Source organism: Marinomonas phaeophyticola (genome assembly GCF_026966905.1).
GTDB classification, from domain to species: Bacteria; Pseudomonadota; Gammaproteobacteria; order Pseudomonadales; family Marinomonadaceae; genus Marinomonas; species Marinomonas phaeophyticola.
Genome location: NZ_JAPUBN010000007.1, coordinates 1 through 13,013 on the forward strand (window position 1 = coordinate 1; position 13,013 = coordinate 13,013).

General features: G+C 39.5%; 13 protein-coding genes and 1 pseudogene. 11 read left to right on the forward strand and 3 right to left on the reverse strand.

The window, feature by feature from the left end:
* Positions 1-707 precede the first annotated feature (707 nt).
* The 3 genes from O1D97_RS02190 to O1D97_RS02200 all read left to right on the forward strand — a co-directional run bounded on the left by O1D97_RS02190 (position 708) and on the right by O1D97_RS02200 (position 3,405).
* Positions 708-1,319, forward strand: coding sequence for a hypothetical protein (locus tag O1D97_RS02190; RefSeq protein WP_269122425.1), 612 nt, complete (start codon positions 708-710; stop codon positions 1,317-1,319).
* A 125-nt stretch (positions 1,320-1,444) separates the two neighbouring features.
* Positions 1,445-2,263, forward strand: coding sequence for a hypothetical protein (locus tag O1D97_RS02195; protein ID WP_269122426.1), 819 nt, complete (start codon positions 1,445-1,447; stop codon positions 2,261-2,263).
* Between the two features lie 197 nt (positions 2,264-2,460).
* On the forward strand, positions 2,461-3,405 hold the full coding sequence (locus tag O1D97_RS02200) for a hypothetical protein (protein ID WP_269122427.1): 945 nt from the start codon (positions 2,461-2,463) through the stop codon (positions 3,403-3,405).
* A gap of 288 nt (positions 3,406-3,693) precedes the next feature.
* Here O1D97_RS02200 and O1D97_RS02205 read toward each other — a convergent pair whose 3' ends face one another.
* The gene (locus O1D97_RS02205; RefSeq protein ID WP_269122429.1) at positions 3,694-5,487 is read right to left on the reverse strand and encodes a hypothetical protein; all 1,794 of its coding nucleotides are present in this window, start codon (positions 5,485-5,487) and stop codon (positions 3,694-3,696) included.
* A 284-nt stretch (positions 5,488-5,771) separates the two neighbouring features.
* Between O1D97_RS02205 and O1D97_RS02210 the strand changes: the two genes are divergently transcribed.
* Positions 5,772-6,740, forward strand: a complete 969-nt coding sequence (locus O1D97_RS02210) for a transposase (RefSeq protein ID WP_269122430.1) — start codon at positions 5,772-5,774, stop codon at positions 6,738-6,740.
* Between the two features lie 566 nt (positions 6,741-7,306).
* The gene (locus tag O1D97_RS02215) at positions 7,307-8,050 is read left to right on the forward strand and encodes a hypothetical protein (RefSeq protein WP_269122432.1); all 744 of its coding nucleotides are present in this window, start codon (positions 7,307-7,309) and stop codon (positions 8,048-8,050) included.
* A gap of 268 nt (positions 8,051-8,318) precedes the next feature.
* On the opposite strand, the gene O1D97_RS02220 is transcribed toward O1D97_RS02215, so the two are convergent.
* Positions 8,319-8,903 carry a TetR/AcrR family transcriptional regulator gene (locus tag O1D97_RS02220; RefSeq protein ID WP_269122434.1) on the reverse strand — a complete coding sequence of 195 codons (585 nt, stop codon included), beginning with the start codon at positions 8,901-8,903 and terminating at the stop codon, positions 8,319-8,321.
* A gap of 137 nt (positions 8,904-9,040) precedes the next feature.
* Here O1D97_RS02220 and fabF point away from each other — a divergent pair, with 137 nt between their 5' ends.
* From fabF to O1D97_RS02240, 4 genes are all read left to right on the forward strand, one after another.
* Positions 9,041-10,309, forward strand: a complete 1,269-nt coding sequence (gene fabF, locus O1D97_RS02225; RefSeq protein ID WP_269122435.1) for a beta-ketoacyl-ACP synthase II — start codon at positions 9,041-9,043, stop codon at positions 10,307-10,309.
* Positions 10,310-10,318: 9 nt separating this feature from the next.
* Complete coding sequence (locus O1D97_RS02230; RefSeq protein WP_269122437.1) at positions 10,319-10,486, forward strand: hypothetical protein; 168 nt, start codon at positions 10,319-10,321, stop codon at positions 10,484-10,486.
* Positions 10,487-10,517: 31 nt separating this feature from the next.
* Complete coding sequence (locus O1D97_RS02235) at positions 10,518-11,009, forward strand: DUF3592 domain-containing protein (RefSeq protein ID WP_269122439.1); 492 nt, start codon at positions 10,518-10,520, stop codon at positions 11,007-11,009.
* 260 nt (positions 11,010-11,269) lie between these two features.
* Entirely contained in the window at positions 11,270-12,091 is an 822-nt protein-coding gene (locus O1D97_RS02240; protein ID WP_269122442.1) for a UDP-2,3-diacylglucosamine diphosphatase, read from the forward strand.
* A 139-nt stretch (positions 12,092-12,230) separates the two neighbouring features.
* On the opposite strand, the pseudogene O1D97_RS19750 reads toward O1D97_RS02240, so the two are convergent.
* A pseudogene (locus O1D97_RS19750) lies at positions 12,231-12,401 on the reverse strand (chlorhexidine efflux transporter); the annotation flags it as partial.
* A 51-nt stretch (positions 12,402-12,452) separates the two neighbouring features.
* Between O1D97_RS19750 and O1D97_RS02245 the strand changes: the two are divergent.
* Entirely contained in the window at positions 12,453-12,644 is a 192-nt protein-coding gene (locus O1D97_RS02245) for a type 2 periplasmic-binding domain-containing protein (protein ID WP_269122444.1), read from the forward strand.
* Between the two features lie 57 nt (positions 12,645-12,701).
* On the forward strand, positions 12,702-12,938 hold the full coding sequence (locus tag O1D97_RS02250) for a type 2 periplasmic-binding domain-containing protein (protein WP_269122446.1): 237 nt from the start codon (positions 12,702-12,704) through the stop codon (positions 12,936-12,938).
* Positions 12,939-13,013 lie beyond the last annotated feature (75 nt).

Here is a 13,013-nt window from a genome sequence, read left to right on the forward strand (position 1 = left end):
GTTATATGCACTCAAATAGTATGGCTGGTTTAGCTAAAAATGTTGTGATCAATCTTACTTTTGTAAACGCTGCTACGAGTTTCGCTATTATAGTTTTCCAATAGTCACTAATAAGCTTTGTTGTTTTTATTACTGCGTAATGTAACAAAGCTATTATTTCGTTCTGGCAATTGTGGGTAGCTCAATTTATAGTGTGGCTATTACTACCGTCTTTTACTTTAAACTTCAGTAATTAAGTTTAAATTTATCAGGCATATAACAAGCAATTTAACGGGACTTTTACAGCTGGCTGTGCTCGTCCCTCGCAAATTTTAAGCCAGCAATAAAAGCCCATTAATTGGGCGTTATATGCAATTCATGTAGTAGGGTGCTTTAGCTAATATTTTGGTTATTAACTTTTACTTTTTTATGTGCTGCTACGTGTTTCGCTATTATAGTTTTCCAATAGTCACTAATAAGCTTTGTTGTTTTTATTACTGCGTAATGTAACAAAGCTATTATTTCGTTCTGGCAATTGTGGGTAGCTCAATTTATAGTGCATTTATTACTACCGGCTTTTACTAGTTGCTTGTGTATTTATGTTTAGGTTTATCAGGCATATAACAAGCAATTCAACGGGACTTTTACAGCTGGCTGTTTCGTTCCTCAACATTTTAAGCCAGCAATAAAAGCCCATTAATTGGGCGTTATGTTTAAAAGGAGTTTTTGTGCAACTTGAAGCTGAAAGTATATTCGGAAAGTACTTTATAGATATTAATGAAAATACTTCTGAAGTTTTAATTTCTGATTTATCGGGTGATAAATCACTAGCATTAACCTTGAAAGATTTTGAAGGGATAAATCCAAGTCATAAGCTGGAAATTTTCGGGGCTGGTTGCAGAATAATTGATGCGCGAGTTAAGGAAGCTATAAACACCAATAATGATGAGCCTGAGATCGAGGAAAAGCTTGTCGAAGCAACCTTAGCGTTATTGATTGCTGATTTTACAAAGCGTTTTGGTAGTCAACAGCATAAATTGAAAAGCTGTGTTTATCATTCATCAGCATTAGAGTTTTGGGAACAAATACCTGAGCTTGTGATTAGGAAAGGATGCACTAAAGAATCAAACATCCTTATTGTCGCTCAAGAGTTAGCGCATAGAGGGCTCGTTGAATTTAATGAATCTGGTATGGGGTTTATGTTAACGAAACTAGCTTTTGTTAAATGCGAAAATTTAAGTTGTTTAGATAAAGCTAATGCATTTTTTACTAAACACCAATTATTCATGGCTGTATTAGCGGTAGTTGGTATTGTAATTGGTTTAATCAGCATAATTTAAACATAACAAGAACTTCAAACGGAAAAAATACAGTTGGCTGTTTTCACTCCGTTCAACATTTTAGCCAACTACATTTTTCCGCTTAAGTAGGCGTTAGATTTTTCGTTTATAAATTGAGGTTTAAAGTGGAAGTAGAAAAAGTAAATTCCCAAGCTATTTACAATCAAGTTAAATATATTCAAGGAATATTCGATAAGTCTGGAATAGAGATAAAAAAGCATAGCTTTTTATATAAGTTGCTATCGAAGACATTAAAAAATTACGGTGCATCAAATACACCATTTGAAATATTTGATGCTCTGTATGTAAATAGAATTTATTCGGCATTATTAAACTTAGAAGACTGTCACAACATTAAATCATATTTAAAAGACCTGATGAGATCTACATTAGATTTTATGGAGGTATCTCAATCCCATTCAAAAAATATACTTTTTGAACTAGAGGTAACAGGTAAACTTCGTAAAATTTTCGAGAAAACATATTTAGCAGAGCCCGACATAGTTGTACCATTTGAAGATGGTAATGTTGGAATTGCTTGTAAAAAAATAATTTCAGAAAGTAACTTTGAGAAACAATTATCTAAAGGTGTAAATCAAATTAAAGATAATGATTTTATTTTTGGCATTGTGGCAATAAATATTGATAATTTACTACCAGAGAAAACAATTTTGAATGCAAATACATTTAGTGAAGCTTTAGAAATATTGCACAATCAAAACATGGACTTTATTAATAAGTACTCTCATAAATTTAAGAAATATTTAACTGAAAATAGAATTATATCTGTACTTGTAGTTTCATCAACAATAGCTGATATAAAAAATGAGAATCCAAGATTCAATAATATCTCTCAGTCTACAATCTGGACTATTCAAGGGCTAGAAGAAGAACACAAAAATAAGGTAAATCAGTTTAAACTATTAGATGATAATGCTACATAGTATTTTGTGTATGTATATAGAAGTGAACGTAATTTACTTTAATGTAATATTAATTAGTACGTCGTAAATCAAAATCTAACAAGTTGCTCAAACGGACACAAACAGCTGGCTGTGCTCGTTCCTCGCTATTATAGCCAGCCATTTTTAGCCGCTTAGCAAAGCGTTAGCCAACCTCAAGAAAGGATTGCAACCACACGATGAGAAGTGGCAAAAAAAGTATTCTTACGCCTATCAGTCCAATTGTGATAGCTGATAATAAGTCGTATTGGGCTACACATTTTTATAGTATTTTAAAATGTATGGATAGCCATAAAAACTTAATGCACTCCCCAAGGAGATTTCAAGAGTTTCCTACTTGGTCATTAAGCTTGCTTAGGGGGAATCTTCCTCCCAATTTTTTTGATCAAATCGAAGTCTATATTAGGAACTGGGGAGTGCAGTATTTCTTTGCGAGCCTGTTTAATCAAAAAATTGGAAGTCACATAATAATTGAGTTGATTGAAAGGTTAGAAGAATTATATGCAGTTTGTTTTAACAAAGATTTAGAGCAGTTTTTATTTTATGTTTCAGGAAATGATTCTAGTTTAAGTTATAAATTGTCAAACAGGTTTACTGAGGTTTTTCCATTTAGAGAAATGAAAGGCTCAGTAGCTGATTTAATAGGATATTCAGATCTTTGTCTTGTTTTAGACAACACTTTTACAGGTTCTTCTATTGGAATCTTTGGTGAAGTGGAAGGAACCTACGGTAATAAACTTAGAACTGAAAGCTACTGGGGAAAGAAGCAAGAGTTCTGTGTTTTTAGTGTTGGTGTTGTTGATGGTGATCAAAAGCTAATTTATTTTGAGGAGTCGAACCACAAAGGCATACCAAGAGTTCATCTTATGTTCGAAAAATCTCATTTTTTCATTAGCGATTTTTTGGAAGTTCTGAACTGTTTTAAATTCTTATTCTTGTATGGGCCGACCACAAAGTACCGTTGTCCAGATGATGAGTTTGGTTTTTTCCTAGCTGAGATAAAGAAAAGATGGTCTACCCCCATAGAGCAGGTCTTTGACTTTTTGGAAAAATTTATAGATGGTGGCGATTTGGTTGGTTATAACGATGGGGCTATATCAATTATCACAGACCTACAGTCATAGTTGGCTAACAAAGAAAACCTAAGACACCCATTTAGTTTGTTTATATATGTCAATTAGTTAGGTTATAAAACTCAAAAATGAAAAGGAAAGTTTGCCGAGGGCCAGAAGTCAGTTTGTCGTTTGGTTGAAGTTCCAGGGAATAAATAGGTTAATTAAGTTAACTGAGAATGAGGCATTCTCAGTTTCGTTGAACTACACCGCTTCGCGGAGCGGTTCATTTCATTGTTTCCTGTCTAATTCTATGATTCGTTACCAAACTTAGCTCCCCACTCATGGTTGGAAATGACGTTATAACCCTATTACGCCATCGGCTGACTTTTCGAAGTCACGCTGTGTTTCAAACGCCATTTTCTGCACAACATTAGATAAAAACGCAAGTTGAGTGTTTTCAGTAACCTTATTGCGGAATGAGTCCGTCACTATTTCATCACTGACGCGTTGTAAAGTTTCATCACGAATGCCAGAGTGCATGTCTGCTAAAGTCTCTGTGAAGGCATTAAGCGACATTTTCTCGGTGGCGGTACTGTCGCGGCGAGCACTTTCAAATGCGACTAGCGTACTGACCATATTACCAACGTCTTGTTTATAAACGTCGAAGGTTTTTGCGCTGTATATATTTTCCGATTCATGACCTTTTACCGAGTGGCCGTTAACCATGTTGACTTGGTTTTTGGTGGCGCCTAAAAGTATTCTTGACTGATTCACCGCACTGTCGAGGTTTTTAAACACAGCCGCGCCTTCTAATGCGACAACCGTCAGACCTTCTTCGATGTCAGGGCGCTCGATCAACGTGACATCATGATAGCGTGAGCCGTTGACCAGCGAGAGCACATTTTGGTTATTGCGCAGCTCACTTACCACAGCAACCGCTTCATCAAGGTTCTTTTTATTACTATTCTCTGACACCTTGTCTTGCAGCATATCATCGAGTCCTATGGTGGTAATCTCAATGTAAGCGCGTTTTTCTGGGTTCGATAAACCGCTTAGTTCGGTTCCCATGGTCTCTAGTTGTTCTTCAGAAAAGTCGTATTGCTCCAACATATTGATCATGCTGCTAACCGAGTCCAAAGCAAACTCTCGACCATGGCTTTCTTCATTGTCTTTTAACAGGGCGTCATCACCATGCCATGCAATGCCAAAGTCTTTTTTGACCTGAGACGTTATCTCATAAATCTTGACCGAGTCGACCATATCACCCAATGCGCTAAGCAGAGAGTCGGGAAGTTGGTCGCCCTCTGGACCCGCTAGCTGAGCCAAACGGTCGCCTAGGACGGTGTCTAAGCCGTAAACGCTGAGTAAACCGCGTTGTGCTTCATCGCTCATGTGCCCCAGTTGCTCGGTTAAAGCGCTAGGATCGTCTGTGGCCACGATAGCTGTCACATAGTTGTGTAGGTTATTGGCGGAAGTATCATTACGATAAGGGTCAAACTTGACCTGAGTGATTTTTTGACCGAAGACATTTTGTTTAAAGCTGGCGGCGGCATCGACATCGACTTGTCCAGCGTATTTGGCAGACTGTTCTAATATAGCACTGCGCTCAACCGTATTACTGCTTTTCAAGACATCCATAAATTTAGCAACTTTAGTTTGATAAGAGCGGTCGGCTTCGTTATGGGTCGTGTAATTTGCCGACGCTGGCAGAACCATCGCTTTGACCGTGATGGCTAAATCCTGTAGCGCTTCATCGCTCATGGATTCCGCCATATTCAGAAACTCAGGGTCGGTTAGCACACCGGCATGAAGGAAGTCGCGCATACTGTTTTGATAAAAGAAATGGCCCGCGTTGCCCTCATGTATCGGACCATCAAGGCGCTCAGCAAGAACCTTTGCTTTTGCTTTAAGCTCGGGTTCATTTTGATAGAGATTATACGGATCTCCTTTCGGGCGAATCAATGAAAAGGAAGACTCTTCTAAGAGATCATTCTCACTTCGATGAACCTGTGATGAGCTTAGACCCACTAACGCTTCTTGTAACCCAGAAGAGGAAGTATTGCTGAGTTGAGCTTGGCTAGATCGTTGGGATGAGTAAAACGTCATCGCCACATTCGTATTGCCCATACCGGTCACTGATATATGTGCCATCTATAACGTCCCTTTAATGAATCTGTATCTTGTTAGCGGCTAAGCTGCATGAAACTTGAGCCGTTTTTTTGCCACATCAGCCCAATCACACTTCCCCTAACAAACCGAATAAAACCTGATTAAAACCTGAGACATCCTTTTTGTTTATTTATACATTTCAATTAGTTAAGAAATAAAATCCTATATAGTTGTAAAAGAATAATACAGGCCACCCATCACTTTATTGATGTTTCTTTGATCACGATCTAAACTAGAAAAACAAACTCAAGGATGAGGGGAAAACTATGCCAAGGGCCAGAAGCCAACAAGTCAGTTTGTCTGATACTCCGTACTATCACTGTATTTCTCGATGCGTTCGCCGTGCTTTTTTATGTGGTGAAGATTCTGTTACTGGAAGAAGTTTTGAGCATCGCCGTGGTTGGATCGAGGCACGAATTTTATTCTTAGCTGAGGTCTTCTCTATCGATATTTGTGCTTATGCGGTGATGAGTAATCACTTGCACATTGTGTTACATGTAAATGAAACACAAACTAAAAATTGGTCTACTCACGAGGTCTTAAACCGCTGGCATTCCTTGCATAAAGGGACGTTATTTACACAACAATACGCCCGTGGCGACACCATGCCAGCTTATGCAATTGAACTGGCTGAGCGGTCGGCGGAAGCGTATCGAGAAAGGTTGTCTGATATCAGTTGGTTTATGCGGGAGCTGAACGAACCCATCGCACGGCAAGCGAATGCTGAGGATGAATGCACTGGACGATTCTGGGAAGGGCGCTTTAAATCTCAAGCCTTGTTAGACGAAGCCTCTGTTTTGGCTTGTATGGCCTATGTTGACCTTAATCCAATTCGAGCCAATGTCGCAGCCACGCCGGAAACGTCAGAATTTACTAGCATCAAAAAACGGGTGAAAGCGGCTGGAAAAAACGTTCAACCAAAAGCCTTATATCCTTTCGTTGGGAATGAAAGTAAAAATAAAACAGAAGGCATCTTATTCAAGTTAACGGATTACCTTGAACTGGTTGATATGACAGGTCGCATCGCTCGACAAGACAAACGCGGTGCAATTGACTTGTCGCTTTCACCCATTTTACAGCGGCTTGGAATATCCTCTGATAACTGGCTAACCATCGCTATTCAGTTTGAGCAACATACCCATGGCGTAGTTGGCCAGGAGCACAGCATTACTCGTTACAAAAACGCCCAGCCAAGGTCTAGGCCAAATAAACGATGTTGTCGATTACTTGCCTAGCGTATCCACATAGTTTATTTCACATTAGTCCTGGGTCTTACTAAACAGTAAGCGAATCCATTCATCTAAAAAATGTTATTTTTATCGGGCTAGATAACAATATTGGCTGTTATTTTTAATAAAACTCTGTTTTTCAGAATCGTGTGATCCGGTTGTCCAAAATACCAAAGCTGTTTTTTGAGTTTCATTAACGTTGGGTGTCTTAAGTTCGTTTATTGTGTGATCCGGTTGTCCAAAATACCAAAGCTGTTTTTTGAGTTTCATTAACGTTGGGTGTCTTAAGTTCGTTTATTCGATAAATCGCATTCCCAAATTAACGTATTATCTCAATTATTTTATAATAGACAGAGATTACATTCGAGTTTAGGATATAAAACACTGCTGAATTTGAATTAGCAGAAAATTGAAACGAGGATGGTGTTCATTTTATCGGGTGAAGATTACAAGCTAGCGCGCGTCTTTGCTTGTTGCGTTACATTGCCATAATTTTTGCCATCCAGAATAATCCAATATAAGAAATATAGCTTAGGATATCTAAGCTATAACGAATATACATGGAGTAATAAATGTTCAAGATGATGTTCTTATTTTTGTCAGTTCTTCTCAGTTTTTCTACCTTCGCAGGAGGTATAAAATCAACTCTTTCTAGAGAAAGCATAGGAGATATTGAGGGGATCCTTAAGGATGAAAGAACATGGTCTGCTCCTGAATTTGTTGCGGAGCAGAGTTACCGACCTAAAGTCGATCAACCTCTTAGTTTAGGCGTTTTTGATGTTAAACGCCCTTTACCTATTCAACTGACTTTTCTCAAAAAGGAAGATGTGGGGACAGCAAACTGTAGGGCTTATTTTCTTGATAAGAATTTTTCAGTCAAAGAGGCTAAATTATTTTTTGATCAGCACGCGGGCTCGAAGCTAAAGTTATTAAACGGTCAGCTAGTTAAACTCAAAAGCACTGGTGGCTCTGCCAGATGGTGTAAATTTACTGATTATAAAGTACTGGCAAGCCAAAAAGAGCTAGAGCAGGAAAGACAGAACAGAATAGCTGAATTTAACTCCTATCAATTTGAAGGCACTATAAAAGTCTTTGTGGCTCGTTTGTATCCTTCAAGAATGATTATGTTTAACCTAACAGCGGGGGATATCACGCAGAAAAGCCTATTTGAGCGTTGTGATAAGACCCTGACGATAGATCCACCTCTTACGAAATCACAAATAAGGGCGACTGATTATAGGAAGAAAGAGGCGACCGTTAATCTAAAAATAGAGGGAAGGAAGTGTGTCGCCAAGAGTGTGGTGTTTGACGCTTAATCATCGATAACCGTTAGTCAAAGAGTGGCTGAAAAATAAAATACTCTGGCTCCATTGACTCTTCATTTTATGGCAAGGAGATCACTCCTAATGTTTAAATGCTTTGGCTGTGATTACCCAGCCAAAGTTGAAATAAGATGAAATCTAGATGTGCCAACGACAAGCCATCCAACACCGTATTGATGTTTCCTTGCGCTCTTTCTAAGCAAAAAAATCACACTCAAGTATGAGGAATAAAGTATAAAAGTGTAAAAGTGTAAAAGTGTAATCAGGGTGTTTTAAGTCCGCTATTTAATCGAGAAACAATACGAAGCTTTGCTCGCTTCAAAAAATCCTTTTGCATTGAAGGTGCAAAAGATCGGGCGATTGCGACAGTCCCTACTAACGAGACTACCGTTTCTTCAGCTAAGGCTTTTGCTTCTCGGTTACCGTGTTTTTCTAGAATACCTTCTAAACGCTCAACTAAATTATCAAAGCAAGCTTGGTAGGCTTTGCGAACCTTTTCTTCTTTATGGGCGGCATCCGTTACTAGAAATTCCAGAGGTGAAGGCTCGCTATTTTTTTTACCCCAATTTAGGTAGCGAGTGACTAAGGCTTTAATGTGAGTATCTTTGCCTTCTGTTTGCTTATCGTCACGGGCCCAAAACGCATTGGACGTCGCAAACTGCATAGCTGCTTCGTATAAACTACTCTTCCCTGAAAAGTGTGCATAAAAAGCGCCGTGTGTCATATTCGCTTGTTGCATTATTTGCGTTAGAGTGACTCGATCAAAACCATGTGAGCAAAATAACTTCGCGGCGGCTTGTAATATCCGCTGGCGCGTTTGCTCTTTATGTTCAGGTGTGTAAGGCATAATTTTCTCCTTTTAGCATCCGACTCAAAATGTATATAGGATCATGGTAGCAGAGCTTTTTAATATTATCTTGATCATATAAAGACTTTCTCTAGCATTAGGTTTTTCTTTGTGTCGTAACAACAGAAGGTGAACTCATGTCACTTAAAGATCGTATTGTGATAACAGGTATGGGGTTAGTATCGCCTCTTGGCTTAGGTGTCGGTTCTGTGTGGGAACGCTTGGTTCGTGGAGAGTCTGGAGTCCGCTTGTTACCAACCACACTGGTCACAGGTCTGAGCACTCATATTGCCGGGCAAGTTCCAGATCACACAGAACAAGATAATGGTTTGAACGAATCGGATTATCTCTCTCCTAAAGAGCGTAAGCGGGTCGATTTATTCACGTTATTCGCTCTTGCAGCCTCAGAGGAAGCGTTGGCACAAGCCAATTGGAAACCATCAACTCTTGCGGATCAGGAAGCAACGGCAACCATTATTGCAACAGGGATTGGCGGTTTACCGACTATCACTCATGCTCAATCTGTTTTGACGAATCAAGGTGCTCGCAGGTTATCGCCTTTTACGGTTCCTGCCTTCCTTGCGAACTTAGCGGCCGGTAATGTTTCTATCAAATACGGATTCAAAGGGCCACTCGGTACACCAGTAACGGCCTGTGCAGCAGGAGTGCAAGCCATTGGCGATGCAATGCGTTTGCTGCGAACCGGTGAAGCAAAAGTTGCTTTAGCAGGTGGAACCGAAGCGTGTATCGATCCGTTGTCTCTTTCTGGGTTTGGTGCTTTAAAAGCGCTTTCCACTCGAAACGCTGATCCAACTAAAGCGTCGCGTCCTTTTGATAAAGAGCGGGAAGGCTTTGTTATGGGTGAAGGCGCGGGATTAGTTGTGTTAGAAACCCTTGAACATGCCTTAGCCCGCGGCGCTACGCCTTTAGTTGAAGTGGTTGGATACGGAACAAGCGCCGATGCTTATCATTTAACTTCTGGGCCAGAAAGTGGTGAAGGTGCTGCGCGTGCGATTAACACCGCTTTAGCGATGGCAAACATAACGGCTGACCAAATTGGTTATGTAAATGCTCACGCAACCTCAACTCCAGTTGGCGATCGTGGTGAGATCAATGCGCTTAGAAAAGTGTTTGGAGACAAGATAAGTGCCGTCGCTATTTCATCAACGAAATCGTCGACTGGGCATTTGTTGGGAGCGGCTGGTGGTGTGGAAGCTATTTTTAGTGCTCAAGTTATACGCTCTGGTACGTTGCCGCCAACCCTTAATTTAGAGAATGTTGAAGACAGCATGGCTGACCTTGATCTGGTGCCATTGGTTTCGCGTGAAAAAAGTGTCAAGTACGTTTTGTGTAATGGTTTTGGTTTTGGTGGCGTGAACGCCGCGTTAATATTGAAGCGTTATTAAGTGGGATGGATGCATGGTAATCTAAGACACCCATTTGGTTTATTTTGTGAATTCACTGAAAACTTTTACTTTGTAGGCGTAGATTCTGTTTTTGTACCGACTAAGAGCATTCAAATGCATGCAGAGCTAATGGCAAAAAATGTGAGCAAGACTCAAGTTGACTATGCCTTTTGTTAAATTAGGTGTTAAGTAACAGGTAACCCGGCCTATGATTGACTATGTACAAAGTATGTGGATGCTTGCATCTGATGGAGATAAACAAGGCGTACTCTTTTTTGTTGTTATCTACGCTTTCGTTATATGCCTATATTCTTCCATACAACAAATATTGATCAGAAGTTGGCCGACCACTAAAGGTCACTTACTGACGGCTTCAATTAAACAGAGGAGTACTCCTGAGTTGATTGACACAAATCAGGAATATAAAGTGAATTCGTTATATGTTTATCAGGTGTCTGATAAGGTCTATCAAGGCAAGCGAGTTTCACCTTGGTTAATCATTGCTTCTCACAATGCTAAATTCTTACTTAAAGCGCAATTAAAGAGTATCCAGAATAATGAAGATGGTACGGTAAATGTATTTTTTAACCCCAAAAAACCGCAAAAAAGTTATTTGGTTCAACCTGGGGGTTTAGGTATAGCCATTACTTTAGCCATGGCTATTTTACCTATCGTTTTCTATTCACTTGCGTATTTATAGTCAAGTAATAAATGGATGGTTAGTGATCCCGCTCGTTATAAAAATAGACAGACACCTCACTTTGATACTTGGCTTTAGGACGTGGCATTTAAAGAGATTAAAAAACCTAAATCCTATTATGCTCATGATCTATCTCTTTCTTCTTTCCTACTGTCATAAAACCGTAGCCGAATTGCCTTAGAAGTGACATTTCCAACCTTTAGCATAAAAGCATCAAACGCGTTAAGCCGCTAACCTCCTGTAGGCTAAAGGAAAATAAGATGCAAACTCGTTACCGCTCTGTCTTTATCTCAGATGTTCACCTAGGTACTCGTGCCTGCCAAGCAAATCACCTGCTCGATTTTCTTAATACAATAGAGTGTGAAACCTTATACTTAGTAGGAGATATTATTGATCTCTATGAAATGCAGAAAAAAGCCTATTTCACCGAAGAGCACAGGCAAATTATCAGCCTTATTATGCAGAAAGCCCGCGAAGGGACCAAAGTTATCTATATACCAGGTAATCATGACGCTTTTTTCAGACAGTTAGCAGGGCAAAGTATTGCAGGGATTGATATTAAGTTGAACGATATTTACACCAGCGTAGATGGTCGCCAATTTTACGTCAGTCACGGAGATGAATTTGATCAGGTAGTAAAGATAAGTCCTCTTTTATTAGCCATTGGTGACCGAGCCCACGGTCTAATGTTAAACCTAAATAACTGGGTAAATGGCATTCGAAAATTGATTGGCCGACCCTATTGGTCCTTTGCAAACTACATCAAAAATCATATCAATAAAGCCAAACAATTTATAAGTCGTTTTGAACAGGCGGCATTAAAATCGGCTGAAAGCCATAATGTGGATGGGTTCATTTGTGGTCATATCCACTACGCTTCTTTTCGCCTACAACACGGCAAGCTTTATTGTAATGATGGGGATTGGGTAGAGGACTGCTCGGCGTTAGTTGAAAGTGAACAAGGTGTGTTTAGCTTACTCCACTGGTCTGAAAACCCTCATACTATAGCTGTAGAGCCTGAATTAGAAACCCAATGGGGAACAAAATCAAAAACAACGTCTGGCCCAATAAAATATACCTGAAAGCAAAGCCTATGTGGTTGGCGATTTATCACCCTTAACCGACCAGCACGACCTCCACGCTAGACATTCCGCCTATCATAGGTCGATAGCAAAATAGAGTGCCCCCTTAGTAACACAGGTTTCACTCTATTATTCCTGTTTACGACTTCACAAAACACGTCTTATACGGTTGATAGGTATCATACAGCCAATTAAATACAAAAGTGTAAATCAAAATAAAGATTAAAAAACCGGCTTCCAAAAGAATCGCAGATAACCAAGTGATATTTAAATACCACGCTACCGTCGGCAAAGTAACAATCACCATACCGAATTCAAATCCAAATCAGAGGTCACTTTAGAGTTTTTAAGTGCCTCTAGCTTGGATATTATTGATATGCTCAAAGAAGGTAAAATGCTTACAGGCATTATCTTTAGTGAATTAGACATACCGAGCTATTTAGACTTTGATTGCCTAGGAACGATTAGTTTTGACTTATATGTTGCGAAATCTCATCCATTGGCTAAATTAGTCAGTAAAAATATGGATGATCTTAAATTACACAGGCAATAGCTTATCCGCTCACGTAACACTCAAACCAGTAGTTTCCAGCTTAGAGTGAGCCCAGATGTGTGGTACGCAGACAATTATTTTTTATTACTAGAACTAACGTTACAAGGTCATGGTTGGGGCTTACTGCCTAACCACATTGTCTCTGAATCGGTTGAAAATGAAGATCTCATTAAGCTCCCTCTCGCCTCTCAAGGGATGGGGTGGCACGCCAATATCGATGTGTTACAGCACCAGCAGCATAGTGATTTACCCATATTCAAAGATCTTAGGCTATTACTAAACGATTTTTTATAACTCCTCGTTATGATATAAACCAACCAAAAATTGTTTGTGTGATCACCTCGACTGTCGTTACTATTTTAGGCGTCT

Excerpts from the sequence above, each read along its gene's own strand:
- O1D97_RS02215 (WP_269122432.1), top strand. The coding sequence starts at position 7,307 with ATGTTCAAGATGATGTTCTTATTTTTGTCAGTTCTTCTCAGTTTTTCT.
- O1D97_RS02220 (WP_269122434.1), bottom strand. The coding sequence starts at position 8,903 with ATGCCTTACACACCTGAACATAAAGAGCAAACGCGCCAGCGGATATTA.
- O1D97_RS02230 (WP_269122437.1), top strand. The coding sequence starts at position 10,319 with ATGCATGGTAATCTAAGACACCCATTTGGTTTATTTTGTGAATTCACT.
- O1D97_RS02210 (WP_269122430.1), top strand. The coding sequence starts at position 5,772 with ATGCCAAGGGCCAGAAGCCAACAAGTCAGTTTGTCTGATACTCCGTAC.
- O1D97_RS02205 (WP_269122429.1), bottom strand. The coding sequence starts at position 5,487 with ATGGCACATATATCAGTGACCGGTATGGGCAATACGAATGTGGCGATG.
- O1D97_RS02240 (WP_269122442.1), top strand. The coding sequence starts at position 11,270 with ATGCAAACTCGTTACCGCTCTGTCTTTATCTCAGATGTTCACCTAGGT.
- O1D97_RS02200 (WP_269122427.1), top strand. The coding sequence starts at position 2,461 with ATGAGAAGTGGCAAAAAAAGTATTCTTACGCCTATCAGTCCAATTGTG.
- fabF (WP_269122435.1), top strand. The coding sequence starts at position 9,041 with ATGTCACTTAAAGATCGTATTGTGATAACAGGTATGGGGTTAGTATCG.
- O1D97_RS02235 (WP_269122439.1), top strand. The coding sequence starts at position 10,518 with ATGATTGACTATGTACAAAGTATGTGGATGCTTGCATCTGATGGAGAT.